The sequence below is a fragment of the Variovorax sp. GW458-11-26-14-LB1 genome (genome assembly GCF_059423965.1).
Map to the genome: position 1 here is coordinate 1 of NZ_JBWKYW010000053.1, position 18,818 is coordinate 18,818.

At 68.2% G+C, this 18,818-nt stretch carries 15 protein-coding genes and 1 pseudogene; 1 reads left to right on the forward strand and 15 read right to left on the reverse strand.

Annotation, left to right across the window (positions count from 1 at the left end; genetic code table 11):
• From AC07YS_RS26260 to dksA, 12 genes and pseudogenes are all read right to left on the reverse strand, one after another.
• Nucleotides 1-871: pseudogene (locus tag AC07YS_RS26260) on the reverse strand (UDP-N-acetylmuramoyl-L-alanine--D-glutamate ligase); the annotation flags it as partial.
• A gap of 10 nt (nucleotides 872-881) precedes the next feature.
• Nucleotides 882-2,060 carry a phospho-N-acetylmuramoyl-pentapeptide-transferase gene (gene mraY / locus AC07YS_RS26265; protein ID WP_062474230.1) on the reverse strand — a complete coding sequence of 393 codons (1,179 nt, stop codon included), beginning with the start codon at nucleotides 2,058-2,060 and terminating at the stop codon, nucleotides 882-884.
• A 15-nt stretch (nucleotides 2,061-2,075) separates the two neighbouring features.
• Entirely contained in the window at nucleotides 2,076-3,515 is a 1,440-nt protein-coding gene (locus AC07YS_RS26270; protein ID WP_495269158.1) for a UDP-N-acetylmuramoyl-tripeptide--D-alanyl-D-alanine ligase, read from the reverse strand.
• Nucleotides 3,516-3,520: 5 nt separating this feature from the next.
• Nucleotides 3,521-5,077 carry a UDP-N-acetylmuramoyl-L-alanyl-D-glutamate--2,6-diaminopimelate ligase gene (locus tag AC07YS_RS26275; protein WP_495269134.1) on the reverse strand — a complete coding sequence of 519 codons (1,557 nt, stop codon included), beginning with the start codon at nucleotides 5,075-5,077 and terminating at the stop codon, nucleotides 3,521-3,523.
• Nucleotide 5,078: 1 nt separating this feature from the next.
• The gene (locus AC07YS_RS26280; protein WP_062474234.1) at nucleotides 5,079-6,833 is read right to left on the reverse strand and encodes a peptidoglycan D,D-transpeptidase FtsI family protein; all 1,755 of its coding nucleotides are present in this window, start codon (nucleotides 6,831-6,833) and stop codon (nucleotides 5,079-5,081) included.
• The gene (ftsL, locus tag AC07YS_RS26285; protein ID WP_062474236.1) at nucleotides 6,830-7,171 is read right to left on the reverse strand and encodes a cell division protein FtsL; all 342 of its coding nucleotides are present in this window, start codon (nucleotides 7,169-7,171) and stop codon (nucleotides 6,830-6,832) included. Before ftsL ends, AC07YS_RS26280 begins: the two co-directional genes overlap by 4 nt.
• 2 nt (nucleotides 7,172-7,173) lie before the next feature.
• Nucleotides 7,174-8,097 (reverse strand): 16S rRNA (cytosine(1402)-N(4))-methyltransferase RsmH, encoded by a 924-nt coding sequence (rsmH, locus tag AC07YS_RS26290; protein WP_070060132.1) that lies wholly within the window; start codon nucleotides 8,095-8,097, stop codon nucleotides 7,174-7,176.
• 8 nt (nucleotides 8,098-8,105) lie between these two features.
• Complete coding sequence (gene mraZ, locus AC07YS_RS26295) at nucleotides 8,106-8,534, reverse strand: division/cell wall cluster transcriptional repressor MraZ (protein ID WP_056576192.1); 429 nt, start codon at nucleotides 8,532-8,534, stop codon at nucleotides 8,106-8,108.
• Between the two features lie 273 nt (nucleotides 8,535-8,807).
• Nucleotides 8,808-10,136, reverse strand: coding sequence for an ATP-dependent protease ATPase subunit HslU (gene hslU / locus AC07YS_RS26300; protein ID WP_495269135.1), 1,329 nt, complete (start codon nucleotides 10,134-10,136; stop codon nucleotides 8,808-8,810).
• 2 nt (nucleotides 10,137-10,138) lie between these two features.
• Nucleotides 10,139-10,684 (reverse strand): ATP-dependent protease subunit HslV, encoded by a 546-nt coding sequence (gene hslV, locus AC07YS_RS26305; protein ID WP_056508874.1) that lies wholly within the window; start codon nucleotides 10,682-10,684, stop codon nucleotides 10,139-10,141.
• A gap of 104 nt (nucleotides 10,685-10,788) precedes the next feature.
• A complete protein-coding gene (locus AC07YS_RS26310; RefSeq protein WP_495269136.1) occupies nucleotides 10,789-12,447 on the reverse strand; it encodes an STAS domain-containing protein in 1,659 nt (552 codons plus the stop codon).
• A 48-nt stretch (nucleotides 12,448-12,495) separates the two neighbouring features.
• Nucleotides 12,496-13,386, reverse strand: coding sequence for an RNA polymerase-binding protein DksA (gene dksA / locus AC07YS_RS26315; RefSeq protein ID WP_409574652.1), 891 nt, complete (start codon nucleotides 13,384-13,386; stop codon nucleotides 12,496-12,498).
• A gap of 442 nt (nucleotides 13,387-13,828) precedes the next feature.
• Between dksA and AC07YS_RS26320 the strand changes: the two genes are divergently transcribed.
• Entirely contained in the window at nucleotides 13,829-15,367 is a 1,539-nt protein-coding gene (locus tag AC07YS_RS26320) for a YdgA family protein (protein WP_495269137.1), read from the forward strand.
• A 72-nt stretch (nucleotides 15,368-15,439) separates the two neighbouring features.
• Here AC07YS_RS26320 and AC07YS_RS26325 read toward each other — a convergent pair whose 3' ends face one another.
• From AC07YS_RS26325 to AC07YS_RS26335, 3 genes are all read right to left on the reverse strand, one after another.
• Nucleotides 15,440-16,492 (reverse strand): CobW family GTP-binding protein, encoded by a 1,053-nt coding sequence (locus tag AC07YS_RS26325; protein ID WP_495269138.1) that lies wholly within the window; start codon nucleotides 16,490-16,492, stop codon nucleotides 15,440-15,442.
• A 101-nt stretch (nucleotides 16,493-16,593) separates the two neighbouring features.
• The gene (locus AC07YS_RS26330; protein WP_489059351.1) at nucleotides 16,594-17,808 is read right to left on the reverse strand and encodes a class I SAM-dependent rRNA methyltransferase; all 1,215 of its coding nucleotides are present in this window, start codon (nucleotides 17,806-17,808) and stop codon (nucleotides 16,594-16,596) included.
• Between the two features lie 61 nt (nucleotides 17,809-17,869).
• A complete protein-coding gene (locus tag AC07YS_RS26335) occupies nucleotides 17,870-18,790 on the reverse strand; it encodes a tyrosine recombinase XerC (protein WP_495269139.1) in 921 nt (306 codons plus the stop codon).
• Between the last annotated feature and the right edge of the window lie 28 nt (nucleotides 18,791-18,818).

Below are 18,818 nucleotides of genomic sequence, written 5' to 3' on the forward strand. Positions count from 1 at the left end.
GGCGGGAGACGGTGGCGGCGGGTGCGGGCGAAACAGCGGGCGTTTCGGCGGCGACTGGTGCGGCACCGTCTTCCGTGGCGGCGTCTTCCGTCGTGGCGCCTTCGGCGACGACGTCTTCAGTGGGCGGCGTCACCGGCACGCTCAGCGATGCATCGCGCGGCATGGCTTCGGCCATGGCGGGCGGTGTGGGTTCGGTGGCTTCGGTCGATTCGACGGGAGCGACGGGTTCGGCTTCTGCGGCAGTCGCATCGACTGGCAATGCTGCTTCGGTCGGCTCAGGAGCCACAGCGTCAGTGAGTGCAACAACGTCAGTTGCTTCAACAGGCGCAGCCGCTTCGGCTTCGCCTTCGACAACCGCAGCAGCCTCCGGCGCAGGCACTTCCGGCGTCTCGACCACCGCAGCGTCCGCCACAGGGGCTTCTTCGCTCAAGGCCAGTTCGGCCTGGGCAGGCGTTTCAACGACAGGTTCGGCGACGGCGGTTTCGACCGGCACTTCCGCCTCGGCTTCCACCACCGGCACCTCGACCGTCTGCAGGTCGAGCAGCGCGCGCGCGAACAGGTCCAGCTCGCCGCCGACCACGAGGCCCACGGCCTTGGCGGCATCGACGACCGGCGCCAGCGTCGCGGGCGACAGACCCGGCGAGCGGTACACGGCGCGGATCGGCGTGCCTTCGACCAGCGCGGCCGTGAACGGCCCGCCGATGAAAGTGGCGTCGGGCAGCTCGGCCTGCAGCGTCGCGAGCGAGGCGGGCGCCTCACGCGTGTCGGCCACGGTCACGACCGCGCCGTGGCGCGCGCACCAGCGCGCCATCGCCAGCCCGGACGCGCCGAGGCCGAGGATGAGAACGGGGAGGTCTTTCAGGTGCCGCATGGTTGTGTTGTTACCGCAGCTTCAGCGTCGACAGGCCGATGAGGCACAGCAGCATCGTGATGATCCAGAAGCGCACGACGACTTGCGTCTCGCGCCAGCCGCTCTTCTCGAAGTGGTGGTGCAGCGGCGCCATCTTGAGCACGCGCCGGCCTTCGCCGAAGCGCTTCTTCGTGTACTTGAAGTACGTGACCTGCGCCATCACCGAGATCGCCTCGACCACGAAGATGCCGCCCATGATGAAGAACACGATCTCCTGGCGCACGATGACCGCGATGGTGCCCAGCGCGCCGCCCAGCGCCAGCGCGCCCACGTCGCCCATGAAGACCTGCGCCGGATGGGTGTTGAACCAGAGGAAGGCGAGCCCCGCGCCGGCCATGGCCGAGCAGAACACCAGCAGCTCGCCCGAGCCCGGGATGTTGGGGAACAGCAGGTACTTGGAGTACACCGCGCTGCCCGTGACGTAGGCAAACACGCCCAGCGCAGAGCCCACCATCACCACCGGCATGATCGCCAGGCCGTCCAGGCCGTCGGTGAGGTTCACGGCGTTGCTCGCGCCCACGATCACGAGGTAGGTGAGGATCACGAAGCCGATGCCGCCCAGCGGGTAGCTGACTTCCTTGAAGAAAGGCACCAGCAGGTTGATCTTGGGCGGAAAGTCGAGGTCGAAGCCCGAGCGCACCCAGGCGTAGAACAGCTCGAGCACGCGCCAGTTGGAGCTCTCGGAAATGCTGAACAGCAGGTAGAAGCCCGCGAGCAGGCCGACCAGCGATTGCCAGAAGTACTTCTCGCGCGAGCGCATGCCTTCGGGGTCCTTGCGCACCACCTTGCGCCAGTCGTCCACCCAGCCGATGGCGCCGAAGCCCATCGTGACCCACAGCACGATCCACACGAAGCGGTTCGAGAGATCGAACCACAGCAAGGTAGCGAAGGCGATGGCGAACAGCACGAGCACGCCACCCATGGTGGGCGTGCCGCTCTTGGTCAGGTGCGTTTCCATGCCGTAGCCGCGGATCGGCTGGCCGATCTTGAGCGCGGCGAGGCGACGAATGACGTACGGGCCGGCCACCAGGCCGACGACGAGCGCGGTCAGCGCGGCCATGAGGGCGCGGAACGTGAGGTAGTTGAAAACGCGCAAGAACCCGAACTCGGGCGACAGCGTCTGCAGCCATTGGGCCAGGGACATCAGCATGGTGTGTTGCGCGGCTCATGCGTCATGACCGGCCTCCTTTTGTTGTTGTGCTTCGATCGCCTGCACCACGCGCTCCATCTTCATGAAGCGCGACCCCTTGACCAGCACGCTGCCCAGCTGCGGCAGGCGGGCGAGCACGGCCGCGCGGAGCGTGTCGAAATCGTCGAAATGGCGTCCATCGACACCATCGTTGTTGTTGAAAGCCGTCGCCGCATGCACGGTCTCGCCGCCCAGCGTGTAGACGGCGTCGAGGCCGCGCTGGCGCGCCCAGGCGCCGACCTCGGCGTGGAATTCCGGTGAGCGGTCGCCGACCTCGCCCATTTCGCCGAGCACCAGCAGGCGCGGCGCGGGCAGGCCGGTGAGCACGTCGATGGCGGCAATCACGGAATCGGGGTTGGCGTTGTAGCTGTCGTCGACCAGCGTGAGCGCGTGCCCGCCGGGCAGCACGACCTCGCTGGCGCGCGAACGGCCTTTGACCGGTTCGAAGGCCGACAGGCCCGCGGCGATGGTGTCGAGCGACACGCCGGCCGCCAGCGCGCAGGCGGTGGCAGCGAGCGCGTTGCCCACGTTGTGGCGGCCCGCGATGTGCAGGCGCGCGTCGAAGGCGCCCAGTGGCGTGCGCACGCGCACGCGCCAGGCGCCCTGCTGCCATTCGGCGCTGTCGAGCGAGATGTCGGCGTCGGCGTGCTCGCCGAAGGTCAGGCAGCGGCGCGAACCGCTCTGGCGCGCCAGGTCGGTCCACAGCGAGGTGAAGGTGTCGCCGTAGGGGAACACGGCCGTGCCGTCGTCGGGCAGTTCGGCGAACACGGCGGCGTTCTCGATGGCGACCGCCTCGACGCTGGCCATGAACTCCTGGTGCTCGCGCTGCGCGTTGTTGACCAGCGCGATGGTCGGGCGCGACATGGCGGCCAGCCGCGCGATCTCGCCCGGATGGTTCATGCCCAGTTCGAGCACCGCCAGCTGGTGCTGCGCGCGCAGGCGCAGCAGCGTGAGCGGCACGCCGATCTCGTTGTTGAAGTTGCCAGCCGTGGCCAGCGCGCGGTCGGCGCGGAAGGCGGCGAGCACGGCCGCGATCATCTGCGTGACCGTGGTCTTGCCGTTGCTGCCGGTGACGGCGATCAACGGCAGCTGGAACTGCGCGCGCCAGCCGGCGCCTAGCGCACCGAGCGCGATGAGCGAATCGGGCACCTCGAGGCCAGCAAGCCCCGCGGCTTCGAGGCCGCCGTGCGCAATGGCGGCCACGGCGCCCTGCTTCTTCGCGTCGGCCAGGAAGTCGTTGGCGTCGAAGCGCTCGCCCTTGAGCGCGACGAACAGGTCGCCGGCGGCCAGGGTGCGGGTGTCGGTGTGGACGCGCGCGATCACGGTGGCCGGATCGCCCACGAGGCGCGAACCCGGCACCCATTGCTGCGCCTGCGCCAGCGTGAGGTTGAGCGGGGTGGAGACGGGCGTGGCCATGGCGGTCATGCGGCACCCCGCTTCGCGAGCGCGTCGAGCGCGTGGGTCTTGTCGGAGAACGGCAGGCGCTGGCCGGCGATCTCCTGCCACTCCTCGTGGCCCTTGCCGGCGATCAGCACCACGTCTTGTGGTGCGGCCTGGGCGATGGTTTCGGCGATGGCGCGCGCACGGTCGACCTGCACGCGGGCCGCTTCGACGCGCGTGAAGCCGCGCAGCGCCTGGCTGATGATCGCGTCGGGGTTCTCGTTGCGCGGGTTGTCGCTGGTGAGCACGACATGGTCGGCCTGCCGCTCGGCGACGGCCGCCATCAGCGGGCGCTTGATCGGGTCGCGGTTGCCGCCGCAGCCGAACACGCACCACAGCGCGCCGCCGCGCTGTTTGGCCAGCGGGCGCAGGCCCGCGAGGGCCTTGTCGAGGGCGTCGGGCGTGTGGGCGTAGTCGACCACGGCCAGCGGCGCGCCGTCGGTGGGTTGTACGCGGTCCATGCGGCCCGGCACGCTGCTGAGGTGGGCGCAGGCGGCCACGGCCTGGGCGAGCGTGAGGCCCAGCGCGCGCAAGGTGCCGAGCACGCCGAGCAGGTTGGCGACGTTGTACTGGCCGATGAGCCCGGTCGCGAGCCGTTCGGCCGGCGCCGTGCTGCCGTGCTCGGCCACGGTGAACTGCAGGCCCTGCGCGTCGTAGCCGATGTCGCGCGCCACCAGCCGCGCGGGCTTGCCGCCGGCCGAGACGGTCCAGACGTCGAGCGCGCCGATGCCGGCGTCGAGCAGGTTGGCGCACAGGCTGGCGCCGTGCATGTCGTCGATGTTGATCACCGCGGCGCGCAGGCCGGGCCAGCGGAACAGCTCGGCCTTGGCCTGCCAGTAGGCGTCCATGCTGCCGTGGTAGTCGAGGTGGTCCTGCGTGAAGTTGGTGAACACGGCGACCGCGATGCGGCAGCCGTCGAGCCGGCGCTCGGCGATGCCGATCGACGAAGCCTCGATGGCGCAGGCACCGAAGCCCTCGGTGACGAAGCCGCGCAGCGCGCGCTGCAGCATCACGGGGTCGGGCGTGGTCAGGCCGGTGTAGGTGAGTTCGGGCGGCACGCCGATGCCCAGCGTGCCAACCACGGCGCAGGGCGACGGGGCGCCGCGCTCGGTGGTGCCGTCGGGGCGCATGGCGCGCACGCCGCCGGCCGCGCGCAGCGTGGACAGCGATTCGGCCAGCCACCACGCGGTGGAGGTCTTGCCGTTGGTGCCGGTCACGGCCAGCAGGTCGAGCTGGGCCGAGGGGTTGTCGTAGAAGGCGGCGGCGATCGGGCCGGTGGCGGCCTTGAGGCCGGGGTAGCTCACGATGCGCTCGTCGCCGTCGAAGCCGAAGGCGTCCACGCCCTCGTGCTCGACGAGGCAGGCCACGGCGCCCTGCGCCAGCGCGGCCGCCACGTGCTGGCGGCCGTCGGTGGCGGCACCGGGCCAGGCGATGAAGGCATCACCCGGGCCGACCGCGCGGCTGTCGGCGAGCAGCGCGCCCTGCACGCGCTCTTTCAGCCAGAACGCGGCGGTGATGGGGGAAGTGAGTGTCAGCATGTCAGAAGCTCTCGGGGACGTCTTGCGTCTGCACGAGGGGTTTGACCGCCAGATCGGGCGGGACGTTCATCATGCGCAGGGTCTGCTGCACGACTTCGCTGAACACCGGCGCCGCGGCGAGGCCGCCGAAATACTGGCCGTCGGTCGGCTCGTCGATCATCACCGCGACGATGATGCGCGGCTTCTCGATGGGCGCCATGCCGGTGAACCAGGCACGGTACTTGTTGCTGGCGTAGCCCTTGCCGACCTGCTTGTGGGCCGTGCCCGACTTGCCGCCGACCGAGTAGCCCACCGTTTGCGCGCGCGTGCCGGTGCCGCCCGGGCCGGCGGCCATCTGCAGCATCTTGCGCACGGCGAGCGCGTTGGACGGCGAGAACACCCGCACGCCGACCGGCGGCTCGGTGTTCTTCAGGATGGTGACCGGAATGATGGAGCCGTCGTGCGCGAACGAGGTGTACGAATGCGCCATCTGGAACAGCGACGCCGACAGGCCGTAGCCGTAGGCCATGGTGGCCTGCTCGACCGGCTTCCAGGTCTTCCACGGACGCAGCCGGCCCGTCACGGCGCCGGGGAACTGGATCTGCGGCTTCTGGCCGTAGCCCAGCGCGGTGTAGGTGTCCCACATCTCGTGGGGCGTCATCTTCTGGGCGATCTTGAGCGCGCCCACGTTGCTCGACTTCTGGATCACGCCCTCCACGGTCAGCGCCCCGTAGTTGTGGGTGTCGCTGATGGTGAAGCCGCCCAGCTGGTAGCGCCCGGGCGCGGTGTCGATGATGGTCGAGGGCTTCACGCGGCCGGCCTCCAGCGCCATCGCCACGGTGATGGGCTTCATGGTCGAGCCGGGCTCGAAGGTGTCGGTGAGCGCGCGGTTGCGCAGCTGCTCGCCGGTGAGGTTCTGGCGCTTGTCGGGCACGTAGCTCGGGTAATTGGCCAGCGCCAGCACTTCGCCGGTGGTGCTGTCGAGCACCACCACGCTGCCGGCCTTGGCGCGGCGCGCGGTGACAGCGTCGCGCAGCTTCTGGTAGGCGAAGAACTGCACCTTGCTGTCGACGCTGAGCTGGATGTCGCGGCCCTCGACCGGCGGCACCTGCTCGCCCACGCCCTCGACCACGCGGCCCAGCCGGTCCTTGATGACGCGGCGCGAACCGGCCTTGCCGGCCAGCTCCTTGTTGAACGCCAGCTCGATGCCTTCCTGGCCGTTGTCTTCCACGTTGGTGAAGCCCACCACGTGCGCGGCCGCCTCGCCCTCGGGGTACTGGCGCTTGTATTCCTTGCGCTGGTAGATGCCCTTGAGGTTGAGCGCGGCGATCTGCTTGGCGATGGGCTCGTCGACCTGGCGCTTGATCCAGACGAAGGTCTTGTCTTCGTCTTCCAGCTTCTTGTCGAAGTCCTTCTGCGGCATGCCGAGCAGCTTGGCCACCTGCTTGAGCTTGGCGCGCACCTCGGGGTCGTCGCGCTCCACGTCTTCGGGAATGGCCCAGATGCTGGGCGCCACCACGCTGGAAGCGAGGATGAGCCCGTTGCGGTCGAGGATGCGGCCGCGGTTGGCCGGCAGCTCCAGCGTGCGCGCAAAACGCACCTCGCCCTGGCGCTGGAAGAAGCTGTTGTTGAAGACCTGCACGTACGCGGCCCGCCCCGCCAGCATGACGAAGCCGAAGGCGATGCCGGCGACGATGAACTTGCTGCGCCACACCGGCGTCTTGCTCGCGAGCAAGGGGCTGGTGGTGTAGCGCACGCTGCGGTTGCCGCGGCTCATCGGGCGGGCCTCGCGGTGGTGCCGGGCTTGGGCGGCGTGGTCGGCGGCAGCGGCGCGACGGCCGGGATCACCGAGCCGTCGGGGCGCACGTACTGCGTGATGGCCGGCGAGGCCGTGCGCATCTGCAGCTGTTCCTTGGCCAGCTTCTCCACGCGCAGCGGCGTGGCCTGGGCGCGCTTCTCGACCTGCAGGCGGTCATGCTCGGTTTCGAGCTTGCGCGTCTCCTGCAGCGCGCGGTCGAACTCCGTGTAGAGCTGGCGCGACTGGTACTGGGTGTGCACAAGGTACAAAGCCGTCGCAATGACGGCCAGCAGAAGAAGCAGGTTGATGCGCGCCATGGCTACCCGGCCTCCGTGCGTTCGGCCACCCGGAGGATGGCGCTGCGCGAGCGCGGGTTGCCGCGCACTTCTTCTTGGGACGGCTTGATGCGCTCGAGCGCGTGCAGCTTCATCACCTTGGGCGCAGCGAAGGGCGCGCGGCGGTCGTAGACCTCCTTCGAGTGCTTGGCGATGAACTGCTTGACGATGCGGTCTTCGAGCGAATGGAAGCTGATCACCGCGAGCCGGCCACCGGGCGCGAGCACCGACAGGCTGGCTTCTAGCGCTTGTTGCAGCTCCTCAAGCTCGGCGTTGATGAAAATCCGAAAAGCCTGAAATGTGCGCGTTGCAGGGTTCTGGCCCTGCTCGCGGGTTTTGACCGTGCCAGCCACGAGCTCGGCCAGTTCGGTGGTGGTTGAAATTGCGCCCCGTTCTTGTCTGCGAGCAACAATCGCCTTTGCAATCTGAACAGCAAACCGTTCTTCGCCATAGTCACGGATCACCTCTGCAATTTGTTGAAGTTCGGCCGTTGCCAGCCATTCGGCCACGCTCTCGCCGCGCGTGGTGTCCATGCGCATGTCGAGCGGACCGTCGAAACGGAAACTGAAACCGCGCACCGGGTTGTCGATCTGCGGCGAACTCACGCCCAGGTCCATCAGCAAGCCGTTGACGCTGGCGTCGGGCAATTCGCCCAGCGAGCGGAATCCCTGGTGGCGGATAGAAAAACGCGCATCCGAGATGCGCGCTGCTTCGGCCACCGCTTCTGCATCCTTGTCGAATGCGATGAGCCTGCCTTCCGGCGCCAGCCGCGCGAGGATGGCGCGCGCATGTCCTCCGCGGCCGAAGGTGGCGTCCACGTACGTGCCCGTGGCTGCCGCGCTGCCGGAAAGAAGGGCTTCCACCGCCTCGTTCAACAAGACGGTCGTGTGGGTCAGGGGGGTGTTCACGGGGCTCCTCAGAACGCGAAGTCCTGAAACACATCCGGCATCTCGCCCTGGGTGGCCTCGGCCTCCTTGGCCTCGTAGGTGGCCTTGTCCCAGAGTTCGAAGTGGTTGCCCATGCCCAGCAACAGCGTCTCGCGGTTGATGCCGGTGGCGGCGCGCAGCTCGGGCGACACCAGCACGCGGCCGGTGCCGTCCATCTCGACGTCCATCGCGTTACCGAGGAAGACGCGCTTCCACCACTGCGCCGACATCGGCAGCGCAGCAATGCGTTCGCGGAATTTTTCCCATTCGGGGCGGGGGAACACCATCAGGCATCCGTGCGGATGCTTGGTGATCGTGAGCTGGCCGCCTGCCGTGGCGCTCAGGACGTCGCGATGCCGGGTCGGCACGGAGAGCCGCCCCTTGGCATCCAGACTGAGCGATGAAGCGCCTTGAAACACGACCACGAAACCCCTGTGGTGGGAGGTGCCGCGACACCCGGAAGGGGCGTTGCCCGCACTTTTTCCCACTTAACTGCACTTTTTTCCACTGTAGCAGGAAACACTTGCGACGCAACTGGGGCTCGGGGGTATTTTTTGTAATGGAATCAACGACTTAGCGCCGATTTCCAAACCTGGAAATCGGCGAATTGTGTTGAAAATGAAGTACTTAGCTCACGCAGTGAAAGTGATGCGTGAAGGACGACCCCGTTACAGGGGCCGAGGGAGGCGGCTTCAGAGGATGAAGCGCGAAAGGTCTTCGTCGTGACTTAGTGCCGCGAGGCGCTCGTCGACATACGCGGCATCGATGCGGACCGTCTGGCCCTCGATGCGGGTGGCATCGAAGCTTACCTCATCGAGCAGGCGCTCCATCACGGTCGAGAGACGGCGTGCGCCGATGTTCTCGGTGCGCTCGTTCACCTCGAAGGCGATGGCCGCCAGCCGCGTGATGCCGTCGGACGCGAAGTCGAGCGTCACGCCTTCGGTGGCCAGCAGCGCCTGGTACTGCTTCACGAGCGAGGCACGCGTCTGCGTGAGGATGCTCTCGAAGTCCGACACCGAGAGCGATTGCAGCTCGACGCGGATCGGAAAGCGCCCCTGCAGCTCCGGAATGAGGTCGCTCGGCTTGCTCAGGTGGAAGGCGCCGCTCGCGATGAACAGCATGTGGTCGGTGCGCACCACGCCGTACTTGGTGGACACGGCCGTGCCCTCCACGAGCGGCAGCAGGTCGCGCTGCACGCCCTGGCGCGAGACGTCGGAGCCCTGCGCTTCGCTGCGCGTGGCGACCTTGTCGATCTCGTCGATGAACACGATGCCGTTCTGCTCGGCGTTGGCGATGGCCTGCGTGCGGATCTCGTCCTCGTTGACCAGCTTGGCGGCCTCCTCGTCGATCAGCAGGCGCATCGCCTCGGCGATCTTCAGCTTGCGCGTCTTGCGCTTGCCGCCGCCCAGCTGGCCGAACATGCCGCGCAGTTGCTCGGTCATCTCCTCCATGCCGGCCGGGCCCATGATCTCCAGCGGCGCACGCGTTTCGGCGAGGTCGAGTTCGATTTCCTTGTCGTCGAGCTGGTGCTCGCGCAGCTTCTTGCGAAAGGCCTGGCGCGTCGGATTGGGGCTGTCGAGTGCGGGCGCAGCACCGTCGACACCACGCGCCGGAGGCAGCAGCGCGTCGAGGATGCGCTCCTCGGCCGCGTCTTCGGCGCGGGCGCGCACCTTCACGCTTTCGGATTCGCGCGTCTGCTTGACGGCGATCTCGGCGAGGTCGCGAATGATGGAGTCGACGTCCTTGCCCACATAGCCCACCTCGGTGAACTTGGTGGCCTCGACCTTGATGAACGGCGCGTCGGCCAGGCGGGCCAGGCGGCGCGCGATTTCGGTCTTGCCGACACCCGTCGGGCCGATCATGAGGATGTTCTTGGGCGTGATCTCGTGGCGCAGCTTCTCATCGACCTTCTGGCGGCGCCAGCGGTTGCGCAGCGCGATGGCCACGGCGCGCTTGGCGGCGGGCTGGCCGACGATGTGGTTGTCCAGCTCGGAGACGATTTCCTGGGGGGTCATGGACATGGTCAGAGCGCTTCCACCGTGTGGTTCATGTTCGTGTAAATGCAGATTTCTCCGGCGATCGCCAGCGATTTGCGCACAATCTGCTCGGCCGAGAGCTCGGTGTTGTCGATCAGCGCCTTGGCCGCCGACTGGGCGTAGGCACCGCCCGAACCGATGGCGATCACGCCGTCTTCAGGCTCCAACACGTCGCCATTGCCGGTAATGATGAGCGAAGTCGTGGCGTCGGCCACGGCCAGCATGGCCTCGAGCTTGCGCAGCACGCGGTCGGTGCGCCAGTCCTTGGTGAGCTCGACCGCCGCGCGGGTCAGATGGCCCTGGTGCTTCTCGAGCTTGGCCTCGAAGCGCTCGAAGAGCGTGAAGGCATCGGCGGTGGCGCCGGCGAAACCCGCCAGGACCTTGCCGTGATAGAGCCGGCGCACCTTGCGCGCCGTGCCCTTGATGACGATGTTGCCGAGAGTGACCTGCCCGTCCCCGCCGATGGCGACCTGATCGCCTTGGGGGGTCTTGCGGCGCACGCTCACGATGGTGGTGCCATGAAACTGTTCCATCGCAGCCATCTGGGGATGGGCCCCGCCAATGCAACCCTTGCGGTCGGACAAACTGCTGGCGGAAAACACGGCCGCGCAGGGGCCGCGGAACCCCTGTGACGGGGTCAGTTCTTGCGGACCGCGACCGTGGCGTGGTCGGTGATGCCGATCAGCCCGAACAGCGCGGCGATCAACCGATGGGCATCGACGAACTGCACCCGCTCACCGTTCGCATCGCGCTCGCGGACCCAGCTCAGCAGCGTGCCGGCCGCCGTCAGGTCCATGCGCAGCAGGGCCGCGCATGAGATGACCGGCGCCGTCGTGTGGCGCAGGTCGTGGTCCAGGCGCTGCCAGCACGACAGCGAATCGCCGCGCAGGTCGCCCGCCAGCGCGGCAAAGCCGCTGTCGGTGGACGGGAAGCTCTCGGAATCGCCCCCGACCGACAGCAGCGACCAGACCGAGCTCGGCCGGCTTGCCGGCGGCGCGGCCAGCGAGGTGCACTCGCCCTTCGGGTCCTGCCAGGACGGCGGCGACACCTCGTAGGTGATGCAGTAGTTGAGCGCCACCAGCTCGAAGTCGTCGGGCAGATGCATCATGCGCAGCGCCGCCAGGCGCAGCTGCCACCAGGCGTCGTCGGGATGGCGCTCGTTGTTGGGCGTGGCCGCGGCCAGCACGGCCATGAGTTGCGAGGCGCCGAAGAAGCGCAGCTGCACCAGCGAATCGGACCAGTGCGCGAACAGGATGCGCAGCGGCGCGGCGGCCGGCGGATCGATCTCGGTGAGCGCGCGCCAGTCGAGCGTCCAGACCATGCCGGCCTGCGAGAGCGCGCGCGTGAGTGCCATGAGCCCTTCGCGCGTCAGGTGTGCGGGGCTGGCCCAGTCGGCGGCGCCCGTCGTGTCAGAGGCCGCTTCGGCGTCCTCGCTGGCGGTGACGGCCTTCACGCTGCGCGCGAGTTCGTCGAGCGAGACCCAGTCGGGTCCCATGCGCTTCATGCGCTGCGCATAGCGCATGCGGGCGGCCGCGAACTTGGCGGCGTCGCCGGTGGCGCGGTACAGGTCGAACAGCGCACGCCAGCGGGCGTCGTCGCGCTCCAGCGTGACGGCTGCGGTGGCGTCGTCGGCGGAGAACGCACTTTCGGCGGCCAGCGCTTGCAGCAGGATGGCTTCGGCGCCGGTGTCGTCGCCGTGCGCGAAGCGGATCACCGCTTCTTCGAGCGCGCCGTCGTGCGCGAGGCGCGATGGCTGCGGTGCCGGGGCGGCTGCCGCAACAGCAACCGCTGGCGCTGCGCCCACGGGTTCGGAATCGGCCGGTGCGCCCTGCCCGACCGGCAACTGGTCGCCGCCACTGTCAACCGGCGGCAGCGTTTCAGCGCCCGCGTCGGGCGGCGGATTGACCAGCGTCTCGCCGTTCGGCCCGCGGCCCTTCCACCACTGCTGCGACATCTGCTCTTCGATCTCGTCGATCTTCTTGAGCGTGAGCGCGCGGCCTTCGGATTTTTCGGAGGTGCTGTTGAGGTTGAACGACGACGGCGTGACCGTTGCCTCGAAGGCATGGGCCGCCGCCTCGCGTTGGCGCAGCTTGCGCAGCATGTCGAACTCGCGGCGGCGCACGAAGTCGTTGCGCTGGCGCCGCTCGATCATTTCCTTCAGCATCTCGCGGCTGTAGGTCTGCTCGGGCAGCGACGAGTCGGAGGACGGCGTGTCCAGCTCCGACCAGTCTTTCAGGGGATTTCGAACGAACTTGGCCACCTTCGAGAAAAGGCGGCCTGACTCTTCCTTTGGCATTCAGAGAAGGTTATCGAAAGCGCGGGTTCCGTTCTACCGTGCAGCCGTTCAATCCCCGAACATTTTCTGCTTCAGCTCGCGGCGCTGCTGCGCTTCGAGCGAGAGCGTGGCGGTCGGGCGGGCCAGCAGGCGGCCGACGCCGATGGGCTCGCCGGTCTCGTCGCAGTAGCCGTAGTCGCCGGCGTCGATGCGCTGGATCGACTGCTCGATCTTCTTGAGCAGCTTGCGTTCGCGGTCGCGCGTGCGCAGTTCGAGCGCGTGCTCTTCCTCGATGGTGGCGCGGTCGGCCGGGTCGGGCACGACCACGGTGTCTTCGCGCAGGTGCTCGGTGGTCTCACCGGCGTTCTCGAGGATGCCGCGCTTGAGTTCTTCGAGCTTCAGGCGGAAGAACGCCATCTGCTTGTCGTTCATGTACTCGTCGTCGGGCATCGCGATGACCTCGGCGTCGCTCAGCTCGGCGGGCGTCTTGGTCTTCCAGTTGTTGGCCAGCTTCGGGTCTTTCTTGACGGCCAGGGGCGGCGGCGGCACCAGCGCGGTGGAAGGCGCCTGCGAGAAGCTGGATTTGGCGGCGGTCGAAGCCACGGATTGCGGCATCGAGGGCACGGTCAGTTGCGACAGCCGGGACACGCGGCCACCACGCGCAGCGGGAGCGGGCGTAGCGGGGATCGAGGGTGTCGCCGGGGCGGAAGAAGAGGCGGCAGCCGTTTTTTTCATGGGGGTCGGGGGAGCAGAAAGGGCGGCCGCAGGACGGCCGACCGGTTGGGATGACGTAGGCGCCGCGCCCGCGGACTTGGTTGCGGGCTTGGCGGACTTCTTGGCAGCCGCGGTCCCGGTCTTGGCCGGGGTTGCCGCAGGCTTCTTGGCAGCGCTTTTCTCTTTCGCGGCAGAGGCAGCAGCAGCGGTGGCAGAAACCTTCTTCGTCGCGGGTACAGCCTTCACAGCCGTCGCCTTCTTTGCGGCGGGCTTGGTGGCTGGCGTGGCCTTGGCGGCGGGTTTCTTCACGGTGACTGGCTCCTTGTACGAACTGGAACGCGCTTTCACTGGGTGTCTCCTCCCAAGGGAACCGTTGCGGGTGTCAGGCCGCGTCGGCTCACGTTGTCGGGGGCGTCCTCAAGTGGTGAACCCCGGGGTTATACCCCCGAAAGCCCGCCAAAAACCCTTGGCGCCCCGTGCCGTAAGTCATATCTCGCCCCTGTGGACGAAGCATGGCTCCCGGAACAGGCGCGCGATTGTATAGAGAACTCGAAACGCAAGGCCATCGGGTGACGCACTGCCCTGCTCCGTTAGCATCGCCCGGCGCCGCCACAGGGGGTGGCGCAGGCACGCTGCGGGTCGGGGAGACACCGCGGCGGCCCTTCAAACAACCGATCGGAAAATAATCTTGAGCAAAAAAGCAGTATTGGGAGTCCTGGCCGCGGCCATCGCCGTCGCCTACGGCGGCAGCACCTGGTGGGCCGGCACGCAAATCAAATCGAGCTACGACGTCGCCCTGGGCGAACTGCCCAAGCAGACCGCGCTGGTGCGCGTGATCGAGCGCAGCTACGAGCGCAACTTCTTCGGCGCCGTGAGCACCGTGACGCTCGAACTGGGCTGCCCGGCCGAGGCCGAAGCCGCCACCGCCCCTGCCGCGTCGGCACCCGCCGCCGCGCCGGCCGCCGCCACGACCGACGTCGCCGAGGCCGCGACCGAAGGCGACGAAGAAGAACCCGCCGAAGACGACAGCGACGCCGCGGCCACCCCGCCCAAGCCCGTGCGCATCACCATCCGCGACACCATCCGCCACGGCCCGATCGCCGGCGCCGCGCTGGCCGCGGCCGTCATCGACAGCGAGCTGGCGCTCGACGCCAAGGCGCAGGCCGAGGCCGAGAAGCTGTTCGGCAAGGCCAAGCCCCTGACCGCGCGCACCCAGGTCGGCTTCGGCGGCGGCTTCACCAGCGACTTCACCGTCGCGCCCGCCAAGCTGGCCGAAGAAGGCAAGGGCGAGTTCGCCTGGCAAGGCGCACAGGCCCGCCTGGACATGAACGCGGCCCGCACCCACGTGCGCTACGACATGACGATGCCCGGCCTGGACGTCAGCACCGCCTCCAAGGGCGTGCAGCTGAAGATGGGCAAGTTCACCGCCAAGGCCGACATGGACGGCAGCGCCGGCTGGATGCTTGCCACCGGCAAGTCCGAAGGCCGCCTCGACAGCTTCGAGTTGAACGCGCCCAAGGGACTGGGCCTGGGCGCGGGCACCGAGGCCGCCCCCGCCAAGGCGATCAAGGTGCTGCTGCAAAGCATCGACCTGACCGGCGAAGCCACCATCAAGGACGGCCTGTACGCCTCCGAAGGCGCCTTCAAGGGCAAGGGCAAGGTCAACGAGACCGCCATCGACAAGTTCGAGATCGCCAGCAGCGCACGCCGCATCCAGGCGGCCGGCTACAAGAAGCTGGCCGACGCCTGGCTGCAGTCGACCGCCGGCGCCGGCTGCGGCCAGCGCAGCAAGGCCCAGAAGGACGCGATGCAGGCGCTCATCGAACAGCTCGCGCCCGACCTCAAGGCCATGGCCAAGCACAGCCCCGAAGCCGGCCTGGACCGCATGCTGGTCGAAATCGGCGGCAAGAGCGCCGAGCTCAGCTACTCCGTGGCCCTCGCCGGCGTGACCGACGAAGACCTGAAGCTGCCCGGCAACGCGCTGGTGCTCCAGCGCGGCGTGCTCAAGGCCAATGCGCGCGTGCCCGTGAAGTGGATCGAGAAGCTGGCCGAAACCGGCGCCGAGAGCGGCCAGATGCCGCCGCCTGAAATGGTCGCGGGCCTGATCGAACAGGCCGAGCAGAACGGCTACGTGAAGCGCGCAGGCGACGACGTGGTCAGCCAGGTCGAGTTCAGCGAAGGCCAGCTCAAGCTCCTGGGCAAGCCGATGGGGAATTTCGGCAAGTAGCCGTTGTCTGCCCCATGAAAAACGGCGCTGACCTCGCGGTCAGCGCCGTTTTTTCATTTCAAGCGGGCTTGCTCAGACCAGGCACTGCTCCAGCCCCTGCTCCAGGATCTCGCGCGGCAGCTCGATGCCGATGAACACCATGCGGCTCTGGCGGTTTTCGTCCTTGCCCCACTCCGGTCCCAGGTCGCTGCCCATCAGCTGGTGCACGCCCTGGAAGATCACCTTGCGCTCGGTGCCCTTCATGTTCAACACGCCCTTGTAGCGCAGCATGCGCGGGCCGTAGATGTTCACGATGGCGCCCAGGAAGTCCTCGAGCTTGGCCGGGTCGAAAGGCCGGTCGGCCTTGTAGACGAAGCTCTTCACGTCGTCGTCCGTGTGGTGATGGTGGCCGTGGCCCTCGTGCTTGTGCGAGGGGTGGTCGCACGCCTCGCCATGCGCGTGGTCATGGTCGTGATGGTCGTGGTCGTCTTCCTTCAGGAAGTCGGGATCGATGTCCAGCTTGGCGTTCAGGTTGAAGCCGCGCAGGTCGAAGATGTCCTTCAGCGGCACGTCGCCGAAGTGCGCCTTCTGCTGCGGCGCGCGCGGGTTCATGTGCTTCAGGCGGTGAATGAGCGCCTCGGTCTCCTCGGCCGACACCAGCTCGCTCTTGCTGATGAAGATCTGGTCGGCAAAGCCCACCTGGCGGCGCGCTTCCTGGCGGTCGTTGAGTTGCTGCGGCGCGTGCTTGGCGTCGACCAGCGTCAGGATCGAGTCGAGCAGGTAGCTCTCGGCGATCTCGTCGTCCATGAAGAAGGTCTGCGCCACGGGGCCGGGGTCGGCCAGGCCGGTGGTCTCGATCACCACGCGGTCGAAGTCGAGCAGGCCCTGGCGCTTCTTGGCGGCCAGCAGCTGCAGCGCCTCGCGCAGGTCTTCGCGGATGGTGCAGCAGACGCAGCCGTTGCTCATCTGCACGATCTGCTCCTTCGACTCGGTCACGAGGATGTCGCTGTCGATGTTCTCCTCGCCGAACTCGTTCTCGATGACCGCGATCTTCTGGCCATGGGCCTCGGTCAGGATGCGCTTGAGCAGCGTGGTTTTGCCCGAGCCGAGAAAGCCGGTCAGGATGGTCGCGGGAATGAGGGCCATGGAAAAGTGCTCCGGAAACGGAAAACAGAAAAAGGCGGGGGATTGGCGGGCAGTTTAGCCAATGCCACTGAGTTGCGTTGCCGACGGGGTCAAGCCCTCGTTCACAGGGGCTTTCTCACCACCACCAGCCCCTTCAGGTACTCCCCTTCCGGGAACTCGATGGTCATCGGGTGGTCGGGCGAGGCGCCCAGGCGCTCGGCGATGTAGCCGTCCACGCCCGCGTCCAGCCCCGCCGAGGCCACGATCTTGTGGAACAGGTCGGCGCTGATGCCGCCCGAGCAGGAAAACGTGAGCAGCACGCCGCCGGGCTCCAGCAGCTTGAGCGCCAGGCGGTTGATGTCCTTGTAGGCACGCGCCGCGCGCTCGGCGTGCGCCACCGTGGGCGCGAACTTCGGCGGGTCGAGCACGATGGCGTCGAAGGTGCGGCCCTGGTCGATGAACTCGCGCAGCACCGTGTTCACGTTGGCGTCGAGAAACTCCGTGGCAATGCCCTGCCCCTCGAAACCGTTGAGCGCCAGGTGCGCGCGCGCCCGCTCGAGCGCGGGCTGCGACGAATCGACCGACACCAGCGAGGCACCCTCGAGCGCCCCGGCGGCCTTCAGGCCCGCGAGCGCCGCCACGGTGAAGCCGCCCGTGTAGCAGAAGCAGTTGAGCACGCGGCGAAAACGCCGGTGCTGCGCCAGCTCGGCAAAGCGTTGGCGGCTGTCGCGCTGGTCGAGGTAGAAGCCGGTCTTGTGGCCGGTGGCGATGTCCAGCGACAGTTGCCAGCCGTGCTCGCGGATGGTGATCTGCGTCGGGCCCTCGCCGCGCAGCCAGCCCGTGACGGGCTTCAGGCCCTCGCGCTCGCGGCCGCTGGCGTCGGAGCGCTCATACAGCCTGGTGAGCCCCGTGGCCTTGAGCAGCGCATCGGCCAGCACGTCTTTCCAGCGCTCCACGCCGGCCGACAGAAACTGCGCCACCAGCGTGTCGCCATAGCGGTCGACGATCAGCCCCGGCAGGCCGTCGGCCTCGCCGTGCACCAGCCGCACGCCGTCGCTCTGCAGGTCGAACAGGCCGCGCGCATGCACCGCGCGCGCGCAGACGGTGGAAAAAAAAGCAGCGTCGATGCGCTGCTTCTCGTCAAAGCTCCAGGCCCGCGCCCGGATCTTGGAGGTGGGGCCGAAGGCCGCCCACGCGAGGAAGTGGCCGTCGTGCGACTCCACGCGCACCGTTTCCCCCGAGTCCGCGCCGCCGCGCGCAATGGCGGATTCGAAGACCCAGGGATGGCGGCGTTGGAGCGAGCGCTCCTTGCCCGGCTTGAGGCGGAGGGTTTTCATGGGAGATGAATGAAAGAAGAAATGAAAGACGAAAGAAAACGATGCAGGCGACGGGCCGTGGCTACTTGCCGTCCTTGTCCGGCCGGGCCTTGGCGCGCGGATGCGCCGCGTCGTAGACCTTGGCCAGGTGCTGGAAGTCCAGCCGCGTGTAGACCTGCGTGGTCGCGATGTTGGCATGGCCCAGCAGCTCCTGCACCGCGCGCAGGTCGCTGCTCGACTGCAGCACGTGGCTCGCGAACGAGTGGCGCAGCATGTGCGGATGCACCGGCGCGGCCAGGCCCGCCTTCAGGCTGCGCTCGCGCAGCAGCTTCCACACCGCCTGCGACGACATGCGCGCGCCGCGCGCACTGACGAACAGCGCCGGCTCCTGGCGCTCGCCGCGCACCGCGAGCCAGTCGCGCAGCGCCTCGGCCGCCTTGCTGCCCACGGGCACGCTGCGCCGCTTGCTGCCCTTGCCGAGCACGTGGGCTTCCATGGCGTCGAGATCGACCCAGCCGAGCGCCGTGGCGCTGGCCTGTGCGTCGAGCCCCGTGAGCTCGCTCACGCGCAGGCCGCAGCCGTAGAGCATTTCGACGATGGCGCCGTCGCGCGCTTCGGTCCAGGGGTCGGCATCGGGGTCGTACAGCTCGGCCAGGCGCACCGCGTCGTCCACGCCCAGCGCCTTCGGCAGCGGCCGGCCCGCCTTGGGCGCGTGCACGTCCTGCACCGGGTTGAAGCCAATCAGCCCTTCATGGCCGAGCCAGCGGTAGAAGCTGCGCCAGCACGACAGCACCAGCGCAATGCCGCGCGGCTCGCGCCCGGCGCTGTGCAGCTGCGCCATCCAGCGGCGGATGTGGGCGGTCTGCACGCGGTCCAGCGGCAGGTTGGCCTCGGCGGCGTGGTCGGTCAGCGCGCGCAGGTGGAAGGCATACAGCTCGACCGTGCGCGGCGCGAGCCGACGCTCCACGCGCACGTGTTCGAGGTATTTGTCGATCCATTCCATGGTGTAGTCGTGCTCCGTGCGCCACGCG

Bases quoted from the DNA above. Each gene is read 5' to 3' on its own strand.
- AC07YS_RS26275 (WP_495269134.1), bottom strand. From the start codon at position 5,077: ATGCTGACACTCACTTCCCCCATCACCGCCGCGTTCTGGCTGAAAGAG.
- AC07YS_RS26270 (WP_495269158.1), bottom strand. From the start codon at position 3,515: ATGGCCACGCCCGTCTCCACCCCGCTCAACCTCACGCTGGCGCAGGCG.
- AC07YS_RS26330 (WP_489059351.1), bottom strand. From the start codon at position 17,808: ATGAAAACCCTCCGCCTCAAGCCGGGCAAGGAGCGCTCGCTCCAACGC.
- AC07YS_RS26335 (WP_495269139.1), bottom strand. From the start codon at position 18,790: ATGGAATGGATCGACAAATACCTCGAACACGTGCGCGTGGAGCGTCGG.
- ftsL (WP_062474236.1), bottom strand. From the start codon at position 7,171: ATGGCGCGCATCAACCTGCTTCTTCTGCTGGCCGTCATTGCGACGGCT.
- hslU (WP_495269135.1), bottom strand. From the start codon at position 10,136: ATGTCCATGACCCCCCAGGAAATCGTCTCCGAGCTGGACAACCACATC.
- AC07YS_RS26280 (WP_062474234.1), bottom strand. From the start codon at position 6,833: ATGAGCCGCGGCAACCGCAGCGTGCGCTACACCACCAGCCCCTTGCTC.
- mraY (WP_062474230.1), bottom strand. From the start codon at position 2,060: ATGCTGATGTCCCTGGCCCAATGGCTGCAGACGCTGTCGCCCGAGTTC.
- hslV (WP_056508874.1), bottom strand. From the start codon at position 10,684: ATGGAACAGTTTCATGGCACCACCATCGTGAGCGTGCGCCGCAAGACC.
- AC07YS_RS26310 (WP_495269136.1), bottom strand. From the start codon at position 12,447: ATGCCAAAGGAAGAGTCAGGCCGCCTTTTCTCGAAGGTGGCCAAGTTC.
- AC07YS_RS26325 (WP_495269138.1), bottom strand. From the start codon at position 16,492: ATGGCCCTCATTCCCGCGACCATCCTGACCGGCTTTCTCGGCTCGGGC.